This is a genomic window from Dyadobacter luticola (assembly GCF_005860805.1).
GTDB classification, from domain to species: domain Bacteria; phylum Bacteroidota; class Bacteroidia; order Cytophagales; family Spirosomataceae; genus Dyadobacter; species Dyadobacter luticola.
Genome location: NZ_VCEJ01000008.1, coordinates 551,170 through 571,778, shown reverse-complemented (window position 1 = coordinate 571,778; position 20,609 = coordinate 551,170). Strand labels below are relative to the sequence as shown.

15 protein-coding genes are annotated in these 20,609 nt (G+C 45.9%); 10 read left to right on the top strand and 5 right to left on the bottom strand.

Features of this window, described 5'->3' with window-relative positions:
- The first annotated feature begins 13 nt into the window (after positions 1-13).
- Genes FEN17_RS26340 through hemC form a run of 3 tightly spaced genes read left to right on the top strand, consistent with a single transcriptional unit; the run spans position 14 to position 1,652 of the window.
- Positions 14-355, top strand: coding sequence for a type II toxin-antitoxin system HigB family toxin (locus tag FEN17_RS26340; RefSeq protein WP_229209003.1), 342 nt, complete (start codon positions 14-16; stop codon positions 353-355).
- Positions 333-692, top strand: coding sequence for a helix-turn-helix domain-containing protein (locus FEN17_RS26335; RefSeq protein ID WP_138368388.1), 360 nt, complete (start codon positions 333-335; stop codon positions 690-692). Before FEN17_RS26340 ends, FEN17_RS26335 begins: the two co-directional genes overlap by 23 nt.
- Before the next feature lie 36 nt (positions 693-728).
- Positions 729-1,652, top strand: a complete 924-nt coding sequence (hemC, locus tag FEN17_RS26330; RefSeq protein WP_138368387.1) for a hydroxymethylbilane synthase — start codon at positions 729-731, stop codon at positions 1,650-1,652.
- Between the two features lie 77 nt (positions 1,653-1,729).
- Here the strand turns inward: hemC and FEN17_RS26325 are convergent, their stop codons facing one another.
- On the bottom strand, positions 1,730-4,759 hold the full coding sequence (locus FEN17_RS26325) for a TonB-dependent receptor (RefSeq protein ID WP_138368386.1): 3,030 nt from the start codon (positions 4,757-4,759) through the stop codon (positions 1,730-1,732).
- A 435-nt stretch (positions 4,760-5,194) separates the two neighbouring features.
- Here FEN17_RS26325 and FEN17_RS26320 point away from each other — a divergent pair, with 435 nt between their 5' ends.
- The 3 genes from FEN17_RS26320 to FEN17_RS26310 are packed head-to-tail and all read left to right on the top strand — an operon-like array spanning position 5,195 to position 8,341.
- Positions 5,195-6,187 (top strand): sensor histidine kinase, encoded by a 993-nt coding sequence (locus tag FEN17_RS26320; RefSeq protein WP_229209002.1) that lies wholly within the window; start codon positions 5,195-5,197, stop codon positions 6,185-6,187.
- Positions 6,184-6,918, top strand: a complete 735-nt coding sequence (locus tag FEN17_RS26315) for a LytR/AlgR family response regulator transcription factor (protein ID WP_138368384.1) — start codon at positions 6,184-6,186, stop codon at positions 6,916-6,918. Before FEN17_RS26320 ends, FEN17_RS26315 begins: the two co-directional genes overlap by 4 nt.
- A gap of 58 nt (positions 6,919-6,976) precedes the next feature.
- On the top strand, positions 6,977-8,341 hold the full coding sequence (locus tag FEN17_RS26310) for a hypothetical protein (RefSeq protein ID WP_138368383.1): 1,365 nt from the start codon (positions 6,977-6,979) through the stop codon (positions 8,339-8,341).
- Between the two features lie 57 nt (positions 8,342-8,398).
- On the opposite strand, the gene uvrA is transcribed toward FEN17_RS26310, so the two are convergent.
- Positions 8,399-11,251 carry an excinuclease ABC subunit UvrA gene (uvrA, locus tag FEN17_RS26305; protein WP_138368382.1) on the bottom strand — a complete coding sequence of 951 codons (2,853 nt, stop codon included), beginning with the start codon at positions 11,249-11,251 and terminating at the stop codon, positions 8,399-8,401.
- A gap of 318 nt (positions 11,252-11,569) precedes the next feature.
- Here uvrA and FEN17_RS26300 point away from each other — a divergent pair, with 318 nt between their 5' ends.
- The 3 genes from FEN17_RS26300 (at position 11,570) to FEN17_RS27375 (ending at position 16,918) form a co-directional block, all read left to right on the top strand.
- The gene (locus FEN17_RS26300) at positions 11,570-14,830 is read left to right on the top strand and encodes a SusC/RagA family TonB-linked outer membrane protein (RefSeq protein ID WP_138368381.1); all 3,261 of its coding nucleotides are present in this window, start codon (positions 11,570-11,572) and stop codon (positions 14,828-14,830) included.
- A 33-nt stretch (positions 14,831-14,863) separates the two neighbouring features.
- A complete protein-coding gene (locus tag FEN17_RS26295) occupies positions 14,864-16,627 on the top strand; it encodes a RagB/SusD family nutrient uptake outer membrane protein (RefSeq protein WP_138368380.1) in 1,764 nt (587 codons plus the stop codon).
- Between the two features lie 126 nt (positions 16,628-16,753).
- Positions 16,754-16,918 (top strand): hypothetical protein, encoded by a 165-nt coding sequence (locus tag FEN17_RS27375; protein ID WP_171038004.1) that lies wholly within the window; start codon positions 16,754-16,756, stop codon positions 16,916-16,918.
- Positions 16,919-16,920: 2 nt separating this feature from the next.
- Here FEN17_RS27375 and FEN17_RS26290 read toward each other — a convergent pair whose 3' ends face one another.
- Positions 16,921-17,526, bottom strand: a complete 606-nt coding sequence (locus tag FEN17_RS26290; protein ID WP_138368379.1) for an IMPACT family protein — start codon at positions 17,524-17,526, stop codon at positions 16,921-16,923.
- Complete coding sequence (locus tag FEN17_RS26285) at positions 17,516-18,703, bottom strand: MFS transporter (protein WP_138368429.1); 1,188 nt, start codon at positions 18,701-18,703, stop codon at positions 17,516-17,518. Before FEN17_RS26285 ends, FEN17_RS26290 begins: the two co-directional genes overlap by 11 nt.
- Positions 18,704-18,791: 88 nt before the next feature.
- On the opposite strand from FEN17_RS26285, the gene corA reads away from it, so the two are divergent.
- Entirely contained in the window at positions 18,792-19,736 is a 945-nt protein-coding gene (gene corA / locus FEN17_RS26280; protein WP_138368378.1) for a magnesium/cobalt transporter CorA, read from the top strand.
- Positions 19,737-19,744: 8 nt separating this feature from the next.
- On the opposite strand, the gene FEN17_RS26275 is transcribed toward corA, so the two are convergent.
- The gene (locus FEN17_RS26275; protein WP_138368377.1) at positions 19,745-20,575 is read right to left on the bottom strand and encodes an FkbM family methyltransferase; all 831 of its coding nucleotides are present in this window, start codon (positions 20,573-20,575) and stop codon (positions 19,745-19,747) included.
- Positions 20,576-20,609 lie beyond the last annotated feature (34 nt).

The window sequence follows — 20,609 nt, the reverse complement described above, 5'->3', positions numbered from 1 at the left end:
AAATGTAACCATCTTGGTAACATTTTCTTATTTTTGTATGCGGATCATTGCTGCTAAAACTTTAAAAACTTATTGGGAAGCCTATCCTCCGGCGAAACAATCATTGTTGTCCTGGTATGAAGAGGCTGAAAATGCAGAATGGAGTTCACCCAACCAATTGAAAGCGCAATACGGAAATGCCTCTGTTGTTAATAATAAAAGGGTCGTTTTCAACATCCACGGCAACACATACCGGCTGGTTGTTGACATAGAATTTCGCCTTAAAATTGTTTTCATCGTGTGGTTTGGCTCTCATAAAGAATACGATAAGATTGATGTCCTGAAAATTCAACATGCAAATTCCAATCAAAAATGACGTCCAGTACGATAAATCATTAGAACGAATTTATCAGCTGATGCAAACCGATATTTTGCCGGATTCTGCCGAATCGGATGAATTGGAAGTTCTCTCGATTTTGGTGAAAAATTATGAGAACATTCATTTCCCGGTTCCTAAACCTAATCCTTTGGAAGCGATAAAATTCCGGCTAGAACAATTGGGGATGACTGAAAAGGAGTTGTCCGAAATACTAGGATATAGGTCCCGCAAATCAGAAATTTTGTCTGGCAAGAGAAAATTAAGCCTTGCCATGATACGAAAGCTCAACGAAAAGTTACACATTCCAGCAGAAGTACTGATCCAGGCATATTGATCGGCTTGTCTGACTGTACTACCAAGAAATTCATTTATGCATATCAAAATAGGAACCCGCGGGAGTAAACTGGCGCTTTGGCAGGCGTATTATGTGGAGGCGCTTTTGCAAGAAGGCGGGGTGGAAACCGAGATAGTTACCATTGAAACCAAAGGAGATAAGATCCTGGACAGGTCTTTGTCCAAAATCGGAAGTAAGGGTGTCTTTACCGAAGAATTAGAAGATCAGCTGCGTGACGGGAGTATTGACATTGCCGTGCACAGCGCCAAGGATCTGCAATCACAACTGGACGAAGATTTTGAATTAATTGCTTTCACAGAGCGCGAAAAAGCCAATGATGTGCTGGTCAGCCACGATACCAGTTTGTCACTAAAAAGCGGCGAATCCTTTACCGTCGGCACTTCCTCGACGCGTCGCATTGCGATTTTAAAACATTTTTATCCCCATATCAAAACTGTCGATATGCGGGGAAACCTGCAAACGCGGCTTCGAAAACTGGAAGAAGGACAATGTGACGCTTTGCTTTTGGCGTATGCCGGCGTACACCGCATGGAATACGACGACAAAATCGCCGAACATTTATTACTAGACGAATTCACCCCCGCCGTCGGTCAGGGAAGCGTCGCAATTGAATGTGCGCTAACATTGCCTGAAGACAAAAAAGAAACCTTAAAAAGCCTTCTAAATCACGACCATACCGCAACCTGCCTCCTCGCCGAGCGCGCATTTTTGAAACGCTTACAAGGCGGCTGCAGCATTCCGGTTTTCGCGATGGCAACATTACATGAAGATACCATCAACATTACAGGCGGCATCGTCAGCCTGGACGGCAGCGAGCTGATTAGAAGGACTGAGAGTGGATCGTCTGCTTTTCCTGAAGAATTGGGGACGGCGCTGGCAGATGAATTGCTGGCGGCTGGGGCAGAAAGAATACTGGCAGAGATCAAGCAACATTTATAATTTCATCAAGAGCGCAAAATCAAAAAGGCCCGAATCGATTTGATTCGGGCCTTTTATTTTAACATTTATCAAAATCACTATTTCTTTGGCAGCGAATCCGCTGGTGTTGCTGGTTTTGCCGGAAGACCAGTAGAATCTTGTTTTACTGGTAATGTTGGTAGCGTTGGTCTTGCAGTACTGTCCGGTTTTGTTGAGTCAGCTGGCATTACCAAAGGTTTAACCAATGTTGAGTCGCGTTTCATTGTTGAGTCCGGCGTCATGGTAGAGGCGGGACGCATGGTTGAATCCGGACGCGTCATGTTGCCTGGACGCATGGTTGAATCACGGCGCATGTTGGGGTTTCTCATGGTAGAATCGCCACGCATACCATTGCGCATCGGCATTCCGCCTTGTCCAGCTGGTCTTGCCGTACTGTCGGCTCCTACTGGTCTCATGCCTTGTGGCCTTCCGCCGCCATTTGCGCCGCCGCCATTTGTACCACCACCACCACCTTGTTGACGGATTGTTGGCACAGTAACCGCCGGCGTAGCGGCGCCACCACCGCCGCCACCTGCATCCATACCGCCGCCGCTGTCACCTTTCTGATCATCATTGTTTACAGATTTTTTGCGGCGTGTTTTCTGCTCAACGAAGGTCATTTTACCTAAGCGATAAGAGAAATTCACCCGGAAACCTCTGTTATACAAGTGGTTGGTATTGTTCTGCGTGAAAGTATAAGATTCCAGCACCGTTTTCTGTTTGAATGCAGGTGCGAAGAAGTTTTCCATACCCAATCCAATGCTCCCTCTCTTGTTTTTGAAGTCTTTCTTCACCCCAAAATCATACATTCTGAAACCGGTCTGGTAGCCTTGCAGCTGCACATCGCGCCCTCTCAGGAAGCCGCCTCCCTGGAAACCCCAGCCGTTTTTGATGGTAAGTCCTGTCCGGATACGACCGCTGACGACCACCCCACTGTTGCTGTAATGCAATGTTGGATCAGCATTGTTGTTGGAAAGTGATACATAATAGGCATCCAAACCACCGCCAAGTTGCCATCTTTTGAACAATGTAATGTTACCGAAGAGGTTGGCGCCGTAATTGTTTTTCTGACCAATGTTACCAAAAGTGGTGGAGATTACGCCGTTCGAGTTTACTGTTCTGATGCTCTCGATAGAACCGTTTGTGAATCTTGCGAAAGTCGAAACATTGATGTAAACCGTACCTTTGAAGAAGCTCGTACCCAATTCAATCTGGTCGGTTAATTCAGGTTTTAGGTTCGGGTTACCGAAAGAAATGTTCTGCGGGTTAGAAGCATTTACGTTCGGGTTCAGATATTGGATACCCGGGCGCTGTAATCTTCTGTTATAGCCCAGTTTAATGGTCTGACCTTTACCGAAAGTCTGAGAAATATTGATACTTGGAACCAGGTTACCATAAGAAGGAATGGCCAGGTCGACTTTGTTTCCCTCACGCGAACCCTGGTTAGCATTGATCGTCGTGTACTCGTAGCGCGAACCGACTTTGATTGTAAACTTGCTTTTGGTGCTATAAGTATAAGATAGATAACCGGCCGCTACATTCTGGTCATAGTTCAGATTGTTAGTAGAGTCCAGCGCGCTGGCTTTGTAGTAAAAATAATCGCTAACTACCTGACGCATAATCGCTTTACCACCCATTTCCAACAACTGGTTGTCTTTGATAGGTGTTTGGTAATCCAGCTGGATCGTGCTTTCCTGGTTGTGGCTTTTGTTATCGTTCGATTGGTTGTTCAAAAACTCCCGCACGTCCATGCTGCTCATGGAAAAGTTGTCTGCTACATAGTTGTTAGTCCGGTTGTTACGGCTAAACTGGGTCGAAATGCTCAGTTCCTGCTGTGGCTTACTCATGGTTTTGAGATAATCCACATTCACGTCCCAGGTTCCCGACAAATCTTTGGTATCCACATCCCTGAAAGTGGAAAGCGTGGAACCCGCACGGCTGTTGATGGTAGTCAACCCCTGCGAAGTGAGCTGGTTACGTAAGCCATACCGAACATTGGCAGAAAGCGAAGATTTCGAATCTATTTCATAATCCCAGCCCAGGTTGTAGGAGCCAAACGCATTTTTATTATGTGAATCAGAAGATTGTCTTACCGAAAAATCCTCCGTTTTTCCAATCTGCGCATTTTCAGATTTGCCAGGCATGTTATAGCCAAACCTTCCAAAGCCACCCAGGCTGAAACCCATTTTTCCGACCCGGTAATTTCCTCTTAATCCTAAATTGGAACCGCGGTTACCGATACCAGAATCAATGTTCAAAGTTCCGCCCTGAATTGTACTTTTCTTGGTTACAATGTTGATGATACCGGCAGAACCTTCCGCATCATATTTAGCCGACGGCGAAGTGATTACCTCCACCGATTTGATCATATCTGCAGGAATCTGCCGCAAAGCATCCGCCACGCTGGTCGCGATAATCGTCGAAGGTTTATTGTTGATCAAAACCCGCACATTGGAACTACCTCTTAAAGAAACATTTCCGTCCAGATCCACTGTCAGCATCGGCACTTTTTTCATTACGTCCGAAGCATCGCCGCCTTTGCTTGTAATGTCTTTTTCAGCATTATAAACCAGCCTGTCCACTTTTTCTTCCACAAGCTGGGCCATGCCCACTACCTCCACTTCTTTCAGCTGAACCACATCCGGCGCCAGGGCTACCGAGCCCAGATCCAGCTCCGTTTTGCGGTCTATCTTAATGTCATTGATTGTTTTAGTCTTATAACCGATAAAAGAAATCAGGATCTTAAAGCTGCCGGACGCCACTTTCGTCATCGTGAACTCCCCCTTTTCGTCGGTAGTAGTACCATCGATCGGGTTATTTGTTTTGATATCTACCAATGCAAGCGCGGCAAATTCCACCGGTTTCTTACTCACGGAATCAATTAGGATACCCTTGATCTTTCCATTTCCTTTTGGTGTGTCTTCCGCAGTACCGGGAATCACCGTCGGACGCTGCCTGTCACCGCCACGATCACCGCCGCCAAAACCTCCGCGGCCGCCGCCTCCTCCACCGCCGGGGAACTGTGCAAAAGCGGTTATTGTGCTCACTGACAGAAACGCCAGAATTGTCAAATGTAAACTAAGCTTCATGGTTTGGGTTGTATTAATGTATTACTGGAATATCAAAATAACATCCTTAAAAATTGTAATAAAAACAGAATAGATGAAAAGGGAAGAAGTACCGATCAAAGGCAGCTTTCACACGACAAATCCGCGATTTACTCTGCTCAAAGGCCTGTCTTAAATGCATTTACAAAACCTGTGCCCCTGTAAAACCCGCAGGATAGCAATACGCATCTTTGCATTTTTCATTAATAGATTACCTTCCTGAAACGGTCGGTATTTAGTCGGCTTTGATCGACTCTTGTAGGTGTTTTAACAATTTCCATGTAAGATTGCAGTTAGTATATTGCCTTGGTTCGCACGATCAAACTAACTTATTCCTAAATGGATACGCGCGCTGCTCGAAAGATCCCACCGTTGTTTTTGCATCTTTTAGGATGGAGTTTTCTCGCTCTTTTCCTGATGTGGCAACCATTAAGCTGGCAAATCGTATTTCCTGTGTCTTTTTGGGTGAAGCAAGTCGTTTTGCTTTCTTTGCTCGTCCTCGTCTTTTACCTAAATTATTATATCTGGTTTCCAAGATATCTTGCCAAAAACCGGTATTACCAATTTATTATCCTTAATGTGATCTGCGGCCTGGCGCTGGCATTTACTGTGGAACAGGTCAAAATCCAGATCAACCACAGCGAACAAATGGACCGTGCATTTAAACTGGCGCGGGAGACAAATGGGGAAAAAAAGCGGCACGACAAGCTGGACAACTTCGCACTGCTCACTGCATTGATGATCATTGGGTTAAGTACCAGTGTTGCAGCAGTTCGTGGCGCGCAGATGGACAAGCAGTACCGCCAGAATCTGGAAAGGGAAAAGATCAACTCCGAGCTGTCGTTTCTGAAAGCCCAGATCAATCCGCACTTCTTTTTTAATACTCTTAATAATATATATGCTCTGACGGTCATCGACGTGGAGGCAGCGCGGGAAGCTTTGCACAAGCTTTCGCGGATGATGCGGTATGTGTTGTATGAAACCCAGCATGGTACCGTGCTGCTAAGCCAGGAAATTGCTTTTGCCCAAGATTACATACAGTTGATGCAGCTCCGGCTGACCGATAAAGTGACGGTCCACCTCGATCCGCCGAGCCCGCTGCACGATGTTTCTATTGCCCCAATGCTATTCCTACCCTTTATTGAAAATGCATTTAAACACGGTGTAAGTGCCGTGCAACCCAGCCGCATCGACATTCAGATCCGTCAGAACGGTCAGAAAATTCATGTGGAGGTGAAAAACACTTTGTTTAGTGACAAAAGAGCTGTTCTGGACGAAAGCAATGGTATAGGCCTGGCCAATACCCAGCGCCGCCTAGACCTGCTTTATCCCGGCAAGTATCAGCTGGAAGTCAACGAAAACAAGGCTGAAAAAGAATTTGAAGTACACCTGGAACTGGAAACTGCATGAGTGCCCTCGAATGTATCGCAGTAGACGATGAGCCGCTTGCTTTGGGCCTGGTCTGCGCTTTCATTGAAAAAACACCTTTTTTGAATCTTGCCGGCAAGTTTTCAAGTGCCGTAGAAGCTTTGCAGGCGATTAATTCAAAACACATTGATGTTATCTTCCTGGACATTCAGATGCCAGATCTGACAGGAATTGAATTGGCAAGAATACTCGAAAAAGCAGGTACACGCGCTCCGAGGATCATTTTTACAACCGCATTCAATCAATACGCACTAGACGGCTTTCGGGTCGACGCCATAGACTATCTCCTAAAACCCTTTAATTACGAAGAGTTCCTCCGTGCTGCATCCAAGGCGCAGGCTTATGCAGAATTACTGCAAAAAGCTTCGTCGGCGGGATCGTCAGAAAACAAAGATGAATATCTGTTCCTGAAAGTTGAATATCAACTGGTTAGGATCGCTTATGATGATATTTTGTACACGGAGGGACTTAAAGATTACGTCAAAGTTCACCTCAAATCGGATCCCAAGCCGGTTCTTTCCCTCACCAGTTTAAAAGCTTTGGAAGAAAAACTACCCCCTTCCAAATTCATGCGCGTGCACCGCTCCTTTATCGTCAATCTGGATAAAATCAGCGCCGTAACCCGCAACACCATCCAAATCGCCGCCACGACCATTCCAGTCAGCGACCAGTATAAGGAAAGCTTCAACCAATATTTGAGCAAGTGGATGTAACCGTAAGTATTTTTTACTTACATTAACGACTGATTCTCAACCCATCAGCCTGTTATCCATGAAAAATTCTTTACTATTCGCGCTGGCATTCGTGCTGGCGTTTATTGGTTGCAAGAAAAAAGACGAAAACCCGTCACCACAAGACGAAGAAATCATCGTCACCGCGCTTACAGACAAAAATTTTATCCAGAACATTGAAATCCCTGGCGCGGAAAAGATCACATTTGATTCAGCATCAAATGAATATCAGGTCACATTGCCTGCTGGTTTTACTTCCGATCGGCTTCGCATCAATTTCAAATTTTATCCCGGCGCATTCCTCACTACCGAACATAGTGCCGAGTCGCCCAAGGTGGTCGATTTTACTTTCCGAAGCAGGCCGCCGCTTTATTTTATTGTCAGTACTGCCGCCCAAAAGCAGGAAGCATACAGGATATACGTCAAGCATAATGGTCCGCTGAAAGGTACGTTCATCAATCAGGGCGATTTGCAAATTGAACCCGACGGCATAATGAGCCTGCCAGTTGAAATTACGTCCGGTATGGGAACGATACCTGCTATCCCGGATGAAATGCTCGAACTGACTGGTATCTTAAAAAACGAAAAAACAGGCGAGGAAAATCGCGGTTCTTTATATAATGGGGCTTTATATTTTGGCAATACGGCGTCCTTTGTCAATTCGGATGACATTAGCGTCAGCTTGAAATACGGCGATAAAATTTTGACGCTTGCCGAAAAAACCAGGATCACTCAAAAGAAAGTGGCAGTCTATCAAATGGGAAATTATCCGCTTTTCCGGGCCACGGGCGTGGGTGAAGAAGTGATCATTTCCGGCATTGGCTTTTCATCAAAAAACAGGTACACGCTCAAAATTGAGAATGCATTTACGGATAAACCCTATGAAACGAATGCTAAGTTTGAAGAGACTGGTCGACTATCAGGAATAATCCCAGCTGGCGTCGTGAGCGGCAACTACTCCGTCAGTGTTTATGAAAATGATGTTCTTGTAAATGGCGTTATCCTGACCATTTCAAAAAACGAAAATGAAAAATCAGTTGGTCAGATCTGGACCGGCGCAAATGATTATCCCACGGCCGACCGGTCACTTTTTGTTGCCAAGAAAATCAGCTTATCAAGAGGTAAGCCCTTCTTTGTGAACCCTTTCCCGGCGATTACCAGAATGTATGGTGGCGGTGATCCTAACAAAGTTTTACCCGATCTGCAATTGAAAAATGGTGCACAAATTGTCACGATCAAGGCGGCCGTAAAACATGATCCCTCGTACGGTGACGGCAGTATTACGGTTTATTACGGCGAGTATCTTTTACCCGCTTCTATCGCCCCGGGCTTTTACGAAGTGCGCCACGTTTACGCCGACAAATCTGTTTCTCTTCCTTTTTGGAGTAAAATCGAAATCAAATAAAAAATGCGTACTTGCCTTGCTTTCAAGGAAGTACGCATTCATTTTTATTCTAAATTTTTATTTCAATTCTTCCGCGAGAAAATGTCCGGTGAAGCTTCCTTTTACTTTTGAAACTTTCTCCGGCGTACCTTCTGCAATGATCTTCCCGCCTTTCGCGCCGCCCTCGGGACCGACGTCGATAATGTGATCGGCTACTTTGATTACGTCCAGGTTATGCTCGATGATCAGGACCGTATTTCCTTTTTCTACGAGTTTGTTCAAGACCCTCAACAAATGTCTGATATCCTGGAAATGCAGCCCGGTGGTCGGCTCGTCGAGAATGTATAACGTTTTGCCGGTATCTCGCTTGGATAATTCTTCTGACAGTTTCACCCGCTGCGCCTCGCCGCCCGACAATGTTGTAGCATGCTGGCCGAGGGTAATGTAGCCAAGACCTACATCATTCAATGTCTGTACTTTACGCAAAAGTCTTGGCTGGTTTTCAAAAAATTCCAGGGCAGTTTCCACAGTCATATCCAGGATATCTGCGATGGACTTTCCTTTAAAACGCACTTCCAATGTTTCCCTGTTGAAACGTTTTCCTTTGCAGGTTTCGCAGTTGATATGCACGTCCGGCAGAAAATCCATTTCGATTTTTTTCATCCCCGCGCCTTCGCAATCTTCGCAGCGCCCACCTTTTACATTGAATGAAAAACGTCCCGGCTTGTAGCCGCGGATTTTGGCTTCCGGTAACTCAGCGAACAGTGTGCGGATATCTGTAAATAAATTGGTGTAAGTCGCCGGGTTCGAACGCGGTGTACGTCCGATTGGCGTTTGGTCTACCTCGATCACCTTATCAATGTGCTCCAAACCTTCGATGGATTTGTAAGGCAGCGGCTCGCGGCGGGATTTGTAAAAATAATGATTGAGCAGCGGAAACAATGTTTCGTGGATCAAAGAAGACTTGCCGCTTCCGCTCACGCCGGTCACACAAATCATCGTCCCCAGAGGGAACGACATATTCACATTTTTCAAATTGTGGCCTGTGCATCCTTTCAAGGTGATCACATTACCATTTCCCTTTCTACGCTTTTTAGGCACTTCAATGGTTTCTCTACCCGCCAGATAATCTGCTGTGAGCGAGCCATTTTTCAAAAATGCTTCCGGCTCTCCGGCTCCCACCACATTCCCACCGTGGCGGCCCGCTCCCGGCCCAATGTCGAGAATGTAGTCCGAAGCCAGCATCATATCCTTATCATGCTCCACCACCAAAACCGTGTTTCCAAGATCCCGCAGGCTTTTCAAAGAATTGATCAGCCGCACATTATCCCGCTGGTGCAGCCCGATGCTCGGTTCATCCATAATATAAAGCACGCCCGTCAGCTGTGTCCCGATCTGCGTCGCAAGCCGGATCCGCTGCGCCTCTCCGCCGGATAATGTTCTTAGAGCCCGGTTCAATGTCAGGTAATCCAGACCCACGTCGAGCAGAAAACCTACTCTTTTTCTTATTTCTTTTAAAACCTCGTGGCCGATTACCTTCTGACGGTCTTCAAGCCTGTCTTCCAGGTTTACCAACCAATCCGCCAAAACCCGAATGTCACTATCGGACAATTCAGCAATATCTTTTCCATCAATTTTAAAATGCAGGGATTCTTTTTTCAACCTTTTTCCCTGACATTCCGGACAAACCTGAACCACCATGAAATCTTTCAGCCAATCCTGGATTTTCTCATTTCCGGATTCCTGCTGCCTTTTCAGGAAGTTGATGATCCCGTCAAATTTGGTTTCCCACTCCGTTCCAGGATATTTTTTGGAAGGTACCGGCACGGCATCTTCACTTCCAAAAAGCACCAGCTTGATCGCTTCTTCCGGGAATTTTTCCAGCGGTGTCTGCAATGTTACCTTGAATTTTTTGAGCAAAACTTCCAGCTGCTTGAAAATCCACGCCTCACGGTATTCACCCATCGGCGCGATCCCACCCTTGCTGATGCTCAACGATTTATCCGGCATGATCGAATCTTCCGTAATCTCCTCGATCATCCCCAAACCTTGACAGGTAGGGCACCAGCCATACGGTGAGTTAAAGGAAAACGCATTCGGCGCCGGATCGTCGTAACTGATCCCAGACTCAGGATCCATCAAATTTTGCGAGAAATAGTACGTTTCTCCTTTCGCATCCAGCACCATTAATGCACCTTTTCCCTGCTTGATAGCCGTCGCTACCGATTGGCTGAGCCGGTATCTCGACTGCGGATCTTCCTCTTCTTTCTTCGGAATTACCCGGTCAATCACGATTTCAATGTCATGCACTTTGTACCGGTCGAGCTGCATTTTGGCGGTAATGTCCTGTACCTCACCATCTACCCGCACCTTCGTATATCCAAGACGCGTTATCTGCACAAACAACTCGCGGTAGTGACCTTTCCGGCCTTTTACCACCGGCGCGAGCAGAATAATTTTCTGTCCCAGAAACTGCGTCAGCATCTGGTTCACGATCTGGTCCTGCGATTGCTTGATCATCCGCCTGCCCGTCACATACGAATATGCGTCACCCGCGCGGGCGTAAAGAAGCCGCAGGAAGTCATAAATTTCAGTAACGGTACCGACCGTAGAGCGCGGGTTCCGCGAAGTCGTTTTCTGCTCAATGCTGATTACAGGCGATAATCCACTGATTTTATCTACATCCGGCCGCTCCATTTCTCCGATAAAACCTCGCGCATAGGAGGAAAAACTCTCCATATACCGGCGCTGTCCTTCCGCATAAATCGTATCAAAAGCCAGGGAAGATTTGCCGCTTCCGCTAATCCCCGTCACCACCACCAGCTTGTTCCTGGGAATGCTGACGTCAATGTTTTTCAGGTTATGCTCTCGTGCACCTTCTACCTCAATCAAGTCTTCTCCAACCAATGCTAAATCATGTTGATGTTCCAAAATCCTGTCGTTTTTATCTTGCTGCTGAAAGTGCATATCTATGTTTAACCACAAAAGTAAAAGTTGAGTTGCATAAATTTTGCGCGATTTAACCACAAAATTATCTTAACATTTTATTGTAATAAAAAGGGAAAGGGTCGAAGCGCAATCGTTCCCGAACTAGGACAATAACCTGAAAACTTCATTTGTAACCATAAGTATAGTTATAATATTTATTTCCAAAATACTTTTCCAAGCATAGTAATATCAGACCAATTTGTATTTTTGATATTATATTGATAATTACTAATACATTCTTAACTCTCTAACTCCAATTTTATGAAACAAAATTTACGAGTCTTTTTGACTTCCGTAACAGTTTTGGTGTGGGCAGTGCTAAGCTCGGCTACTACCTATGCGCAAGACAAACAGGTTACCGGAAAGGTCATTTCATCAGTTGATGGCGCGGGTATTCCGGGCGTCAATGTGCAGGTGAAAGGTACGAACACAGGTACCGTGACCGACGCCGAGGGCCGTTATTCCATCGAGGCAAAAGGCGCTGACGCCGCCCTCGTATTCTCTTCAATCGGCTACATGAAACAAGAAGTTGTGATCGGTGCCAAATCCGTGATCGACATTACCCTCTCCGATGATGTAAAAAGCTTGACAGAAGTGGTGGTGACAGGTTATGCTTCGCAGCGTAAGCAGGACATTACCGGTGCTGTAACTGTGATCAGCCCCAAAGAACTTACTTCAGTACCTTCCGCCAGCGTCACCCAAATGCTTCAGGGCCGTGCTGCCGGGGTAACTGTCGGAAATGATAACTCGCCGGGTGGTGGTACCATGGTACGTATCCGCGGTTTTGGTTCTATCAACAACAACAGCCCGCTATTTGTAATCGACGGTGTTCCGACGCAAGGAACATTGAACCAGATCAACCCAAACGACATTGAGTCGATGCAGGTTTTGAAAGATGCGTCGGCTGCTTCAATATATGGTGCACGGGCGGCGAACGGGGTTGTGATCATTACAACGAAAAAAGGAAAACCAGGCGAGCCAAGCATTTCTTTCGATTTTTACACAGGAACACAAAGACCTGGCAAAATGCTTAACCTACTGAATACAAAAGAATTGGGCGAGTATTTGTACCAATCTGACTTGGGTGCAGGTAAAACTCCATCGGTAACTTCTCCTTCTGTTCAGTATAAATTTGGTCCAAATGGTGAGCAAACCATCGCTGATTACATTTACCCGAACGTTTACGGAGAGCTGCCTTCCAACTACACTTACACCAACGACATTGCTGATCCAAACCTGGGTAAAACCGCATTCAACATTACCAAAGCAAACAAGGAAGGAACTGACTGGCAGGATGTTATTTTCGATCCAGCTCCGATTTCCAACTATCAGATCGGGGCGTCAGGCGGTTCAAAATCGGCTAAGTATGCGATTTCTGCCAACCACTTCAAGCAAGATGGTATCCTGAGATTTACCAAATACAGAAGGTACTCAGTTCGTGCCAACACAGAATTTACAAAAGGCAAAGTAACTGTGGGAGAGAACATTACATTCTCTTATGACGAAAGACAAGGTATCACAAACAACGATGAAAGTAACCCGATTATGTTTGCGATCCGCGTTCACCCGATCATCCCCGTGTTTGACATTACAGGCGGCCCGAAAGCACTGGGTGGAACGAATACTTCTGATTTCAATGGTTTTGCCGGAAGCCGCGGAAGTAACCTGGGTAATGCACCCAACCCGCTGGCCCGCTTGTATCGTGAAAAAGACAACATCACAAAAGGTACCCACGTGTTTGGAAATATGTTCGCACAAATCGACATTCTTCCAGGACTTGTTGGCCGCACCAGCTTTGGTTTGGAATACAACCAGTCCAACCGCTCCGAATATTTCCACCGCGACATTGAGGCTGCGGAAGCAAGAAATGCGAACAGCTTAAACGTGATCAACAACCTGGACCGCTCGATCACCTGGTTCAACACATTGAACTACTCGAAAATCATCGGCTCGCATAACCTGAATGTGCTGGTTGGTACCGAGGCTGTGAAGACTTATTCTTTTGGTTTTCAGGCGAGCAGAAGCGGTTTTGCATTCGATGATATCGACTACCGTTACCTGGATGCAGGTTCTGCCGCAGGTTTGGCGAATGCTGGTGGTGGTGCCACCCGAAGCGCATTGTTTTCTCAATTCGGTAAAATCAACTACGGCTTTAAAGACCTTTTCCTGGCTGACTTTACATTACGCCGCGACGGTTCGTCCCGCTTCTCGGAAGCCAACCGCTACGGTATCTTCCCAGCGTTCTCAGTTGGTTTGCGTATGACAGAGCTGGAATTTATGAAGCCAGCCAAGAAATTCGTGGACGATCTGAAACTTCGCTTCGGCTGGGGTAAAACTGGTAACCAGCTCATCCCTAACGTTTATAATGCTTATACGCTGTACGCAGCAGACCCGCAAAACAATGGTTACGATATCAACGGTACCGGAACTTCTATTGTCGGCGGGTTTGACCTCGTACAGTTTGGTAACACAAACGGTAAATGGGAAACCAATACTTCGACCAACATTGGTTTGGACGCGGTGTTGCTGAACAACAAATTGGAATTGGTAGTGGACGTTTACAACCGCAAAACCACCGACATGTTGACGCAGATCGCGATCCCGAGAACAGCTGGTACCGGTACCATTCCTTATACCAACATTGGTGAAGTGACTAACAAAGGTTTTGACATTGGTTTGAATTTCCGGGATAAAAAAGGTGACTTCTATTATACTGCCGGCGTGAACTTCGGTCACTATAAAAACAACGTGGTAAGGCTGAACAATGATCCGAACTCAACCATTTTCGGATTCACGACACGTCTTCCGGCCATGTCTGCCACCAAAGCAGGTTACCCGATCGCGAGCTACTATGGTTATTTTGTGGATGGTGTGATCAAAGACCAGGCGGAAGCGGATGCTGCGCCGAAATTCGGATCGTATACACGTGAGGGTGTTTTCAAATTCCGGGATGTAAATGGCGACGGTGTGATTACTGCTGCTGACCGTACGATTATTGGAAATCCGCACCCAAAATTTAACTACGGTGTAAACCTGAATATTGGTTACAAAGCCTTTGACCTGACATTGTTCGGACAAGGTGTTTACGGAAACCAAATCTTCAACTATACCCGCTACTGGACAGATTTCAACGTTTTTCAGGGTAACAGGTCAAAAGATATGCTTTACAACTCGTGGAAAAAATCCGGAGACAATGCGAAGTTGCCAAGACTTAACTCAGGTGACGCTACCAGCCAGCAGGTTTCTTCTTACTTCCTTGAAGACGGTTCGTATTTCAGATTTAAAAACATTCAGCTGACTTACACGCTGCCCACTTCCTTGTTGAAGAAAATCAAGATCAATTCTGCACAGGTTTATGTACAAGGCCAAAACCTTTTCACATTCACCAAATACACCGGTCTTGACCCGGATATTAACCTGAGAAGATCCGGTACCGACAACCAGGACATTCACATGGGTGTGGATGAGGGCGCTTACCCTGTTTCCAAATCATACCTGGTAGGCTTACGCTTTGGTTTCTAATCCTTTGACATTCACGAAATTCATATCATTCAAATGAAGAAAATAACATTAATAATCGTTTTGATCGGTCTGAGCTTCTCCTGCTCCGACAGCTTTTTCGATCTGAAACCGCAGGGCCGCGCATCTCTGGAACAATTGAGCAACAAAAACGGGGTAAATGCCTTGCTGATTGGCGCTTACTCGCTGGTGGATGGTGTGGGTTCCGGTAATACAGGTCGTCAGTCGACGGTATCCAATTATGTTTTCGGTGGAATCGCCAGCGATGATGCGGTGAAAGGTACCGATGCGGGTGACCAGCCTGAGCAATCATTTATCGAGCAGTACAACTGGCTGTCAGACAATACATATTTCCTTGGAAAATGGTGGCACCAATATGACGGTGTTGCGCGCTGCAACGAAGTGATCCAGATCGTAAATGGTGAGCTAGTAAAGGATATGACCGATGCGGAAAAAACGCAGGTAATCGCGGAGGCTCGTTATTTGAGAGGTTTTTATCACTTCGAAGCTAAAAAAATGTGGAACAAGATTCCTTACATTGACGAAACCGTATATGTTCGCTCCGATCCGAATTCAACCAAAGTTCCAAATACAGAGGATATCTGGCCAAAAATTGAAGCAGACTTTAAATTCGCTGCGGATAACCTGCCTGCTACTCAAGCTCAGAAAGGCCGTGCTACAAAATGGGCTGCGGAATCTTTCCTTGCGAAATGCTACTTGTTTGAGAAAAAATGGGCACAGGCAAAAACTTTGCTCGATGATGTTTTGACAAATTCAGGCAAAAAGCTGGTTGCCAACTACCATGACAACTACCGTACAACCGGAAACAACAATTCAGAGTCGATTTTTGAAGTACAGTTCTCTGTCAATGACGGTACAAATGGTAACAATGGTAACGCTGGGGATAACCTCAACTGGCCTTACTCGGCGAATGCGCCCGGCCGTGGCTGCTGCGGTTTTTACCAGCCTTCCCACAACCTCGTGAATGCATTCAAAACCGAAAACGGTCTGCCGATGATCGGTACTGCTGCGGACGGATCTTTGGATACTTATAATAAAGTGGATCTGCCAAATGATGAGGGAATCGTTGCCTCGGCTACATTTACATTGGACAAAACAATTCCGGTAGACCCTCGCCTTGACTGGACAGTAGGACGCCGCGGCGTCAACTTCCTCGACTGGGGACCGATGCCAGGTTCTTCCTGGATCCGTGACCAGAATTACGCCGGTCCGTTTACCGGTAAGAAATGGATGTACTACCTGGCCGAAGAAAACAGCACTACCCACTCTACCAGCAAAAGAAACGTGAACAACAACTTCCGTATGATCAAGTTGTCGCACGTGATACTGTGGCTGGCCGAATGCGAAGTAGAGCTTGGTAACCTGGCAGTTGCAGAAGGTTATGTAAACCAGATCCGCAACCGCGCTAAAACCGGTTCGGTGCAAGATGCATCGGTTACATACAAAGTGGAGCCATATCCAGCCGGAACGTTTGCGTCCAAAGGAGCTGATTTTGCCAGAAATGCGGTACGCATGGAGCAAAGACTGGAATTCGCGATGGAAGGCCACCGTTTCTTCGACCTGGTTCGCTGGGGGATTGCCGAAAAGGTGCTGAACAAATACATCGCCGAAGAAGCGGTACAGGGCAAAGAGCCATCGGGACGTACATTTGTGAAGAGAGGTTACATGACTGGAAAGACATTCACTCAGAAAAACCTGTACTATCCACTCCCACAAGACGAAATTCTGAACAGCCAGTTGAACGGTCAGCCAACATTGACTCAAAACCCCGGATATTAATTTTTCTAAATTGTTTTTTTAACCTGCTAAATTGCTTTTTAACCTAAATGAAGAAACCGACCGTAAAAGGTCGGTTTTTTTTATTTCTTAACTTTGGTCTGTCAGTTAACCTTCAAACCAACTAAAATGAAAATCACGAACGAAAGCGAATACGAAAAAGCATCAGAACGAGCAGATGAAATTTTCGGAGCGAAAAAGGGTACGCCAGAAGAGAAGGAGCTACAAGAGCTTTTGAAGGCAATTAAGGAATATGATGATGATTTTGTACGGATGTTGAAGGACAATGATTGAGGTTATTGCAAGCTAACAGTAGCTCCTGTTACTTTATCAATTCGTGTCATAAACAGCTCTATCCGTGACGCCCGTACTTCGAGGATCATATTACAATTCAGATCAAAATTCTGCTCTAACACTTCCAGGTCCAAGTCCTTCACGATTTTCATCACATCATTCATTTGAAGGTAAGGAAAGCTGATTTCATATGTGCTGGATAAATGCCGAGTCACAATTTCTGCTGCATTCAAAGCTTCTTCCGTCGCGGTTTTATAAGCATTGATCAATCCCGGCACGCCTAGTAATGTTCCTCCGAAATACCGCACGACAACAACCAGCAGATTGGTAACATTTCGTGAATATAATGTGTTAAGGATCGGTCGCCCTGCGGTTCCGGATGGCTCTCCGTCGTCGCTCATGCGGTAGCTCATCCGGTCGGTTCCCACGCGGTAGGCATAGCAATGGTGCACAGCTTTTGGATGAAGCTCGCGCAACTCAACGAGGCGTTTTTTTACTTCCGAATCATTTCGGATTGGAGATGCGAATGCCAGGAACTTGCTGCCTTTGTCTTTGAAAAAACCTTCGGATGGTTTTGCTATGGTTTGAAAACTGTCGTCAAATAACACGGGCGCGGCGTTTTTTGTGTTGGTAAATCGCCAGCGTATAAATCAGAGCAGCGGCGGCAAAACCTGCCATGGAGAAAAATACGGTTTGCAGGTTTTCCGCACGATTTACGAACAATGCCGCTGAAAGAAATGCGCCTAAACCGATACTCGCTTCCAGGCAAATGTACATGGTAGCAATTGCCCTCCCACGATTATGATCTCCGCTTAAATCAACTGTCCAAGCCGACAATACCGGCGATAGAATCCCCATTGCCATTCCAAAAAAGGCTGCGCCGGTCAGGAAAATAAATACTGAATGAGCAAGTCCGGTGATAACCATCGCGACGATTAAGATAGCACAACCGACTATCGTAACCGGCATTCGGCCGTGCCTGTCCGAGATTTTTCCGGCGAACAGACGAACCAAAATTGAGAAAAGCGTGAATACCATAAAGTAATAACCCCGGTTTTGCAGACCAAGATACTCGCTGAAATCAGGTGTCAATGTCGAAACTGCACCGAAGCCAAAGTAGCAAAGAAAAGTGATCAGTGCAGGACTGAAAACATCTGGCTCAAAGACATCCCGCCAGGTGATTTGGAAGGCTTTTAACGAAAGTGGCTGCTTTTCTGCAAGCGTCTCTTTCATGTTTAAAAGGATCACAATAGAAAGTAGCGCGAAAATCGAAGACGTGTAAAATAGTGCATTCAGGGAAAAAGAGAGGCTGATCATGCTACCCACCGCCGGCCCGAAAGCCGATCCTAAACCCATGCACATCCCATGAATTCCCATCGCCTCTCCCCTGCGTTCGGCGGGAACAATGTCGGCGACGTAGGCAGCCGTACCGGTAGGTTTGAAACCGGTGGAAAATCCGTGCACCAATCTGAGTAACAGAAATGGCATGACCGTCGTGAAAACAGGGTATAGCATTCCGCAGACAAAACAAACCAGCGAACCAAATGCCATTACGGGCACTCTGCCGATTCGGTCGGTAAGCCGACCGCTGAAAGGTCTTGACAATCCGGCTGTTAATGTAAAAAGTCCGATGATTGCGCCTTTGTAATCGGCGCCGCCCATTTTGGAAAGATATCCCGGCAGCTCAGGAATCAGCATGTTAAAGCTGGAAGAAAAAAGGAACGAACTGAGGCCGAGCAACCAGAATTGCGTAGTAAAAATGCTCGGAGAAGCGGTATTTTGCATCACGCAAAAATACGATTAACTTCCCAGAAACCTGATAAAATTGGGTGACCGGCTTTTTGCGCTCCTTCTTTTTTCCCAACTTTAAAACATGGTACGTATCTTTTACAAAGAAGGCAGGCTGATTAAGCGTGAGAATGATATTCGCGAATTGGGCAAGGTGCAGGGCCTGGTTTGGGTCGATTTGCAGTCGCCGACGGCGGAGGAGGAAGAGTGGGTGGAGAACAAATGTGCGATCAGTTTTCAAACACCGCAGGAAATTGTCGAAATCGAAAGTAGCTCACGGTTTTTTGAACAAAACGAAACAATCAACGCCAACTCCAACTTTTTGAAAATAGACCGCGATGGGTATGAAACGTACCCGGTTTCATTTATTCTGCATCAGAATGTGCTTTTCACGTACCGGCGCGGCGATTCCAAAACCTTTGCCGATACCGTCAAAAAGATGAAGGTAAGCCCAGAGACCATTCAGGGCGGGGTAGATTTTATGCTGCTTCTGCTTGAAACCCGGATCGAGGCGGATGCGGATTCTTTGGAAGGTATATCCCGCGACATTTCAGCGATCAGTAAAGATCTGACACACGAGCAAAAAGCCCGGCAGGAAGTACTGATCCGCATTTCCGGCTTGCAGGAAATTACGATGATGCTCCGCGAAACCAGCATTGACAAACAGCGAGTACTCTCCGGAATTTTACGAAGTCAGTATTTCCCGGAAGACAGAAAAGAGCATTTACGGATCATTTTGAAGGATATCAGCTCCCTGCTCGAATATACCACCTTCAATTTCGAGCGGCTCGAATACCTTCAAAACACTTTCATGGGTTTGATCAACCTCGAACAAAGCCAGGTTATCAAAATATTCACCGTAGTAACCATCATTTTCATGCCCCCGACCTTGATAGCAGGTATTTTCGGCATGAACTATGCGCACATTCCATCAACCAACGAACCCTGGGGATTCTGGATTTCACTGCTTTTGATGGTATTATCGTCACTGGTGGTCCTCTGGTTTTTTAGGAGGAAAAGATGGATTTGAAGGGAATGTTATTCCTTCACAGGTACTGCATAAAAGTTGAAATGCCTCCACTTGGTCATGTCCTTTGGATTTTCAATTTTCACGATTTCAGCATTATCCAAAAAGTCCGAAAAATAGTAAAGTTCATATCCCAAATCTGACACCGTCCTAAACAATTCGGCCCGTTCTTTCAATGTAGTTTTGGGGAAACATTCGGCCACGAGCGCCGGATGATATTTTGAAATCAAATCTGAAATTGAAATAATCACCTCCATATCAGCACCTTCCACATCTACTTTGATGAAAGATAATTTTGGAAGTAATGTTGCGTGATTTCTTTTGAGGTAATCTTGCAGACGAATCCCCTGGATTTTGTTGGCCAGTTTAAATGAGCCGTGATCTTCCACAACTTCGTTTGAAATCCCGCCATTTCCAAAAGATGCTTCCGATGAGGCGTAGCTGAACTCACCATCCTCTTTGGTGATCGCGTAAGGCAGCGGAATAATGTTGGTTTTATCTTTATTCAGAGAAACATTGATCTCTAAAATCTTGTAAACGTGAGGATTAGGATCAAAACCTAATGTAGTACCTTCTTTACCGGCCGCCAGCGCCATCGGGACTGTGGTGTCCCCAATGTTGGTACCTATATCAATGCAAAAACTGCCCTTTGTAATAAATTTTTTGAAAAAATTTACTTCTTCCTGGGTAATAACTTTCGGTTTAATTAAAGGATTTTCCCAGTTTGCGAAAGAAATTTTGCCTTCATCGGCCAATTCAAATGTATCAATAACATGCGGATATTCCTGAAAATGACGACGTGCCTTTCTGCGGGCTGACCTTCTCTTAAAATATTCAAACATGAGGTTAAGATTGAGATTTGAAATTGAGTTGAGG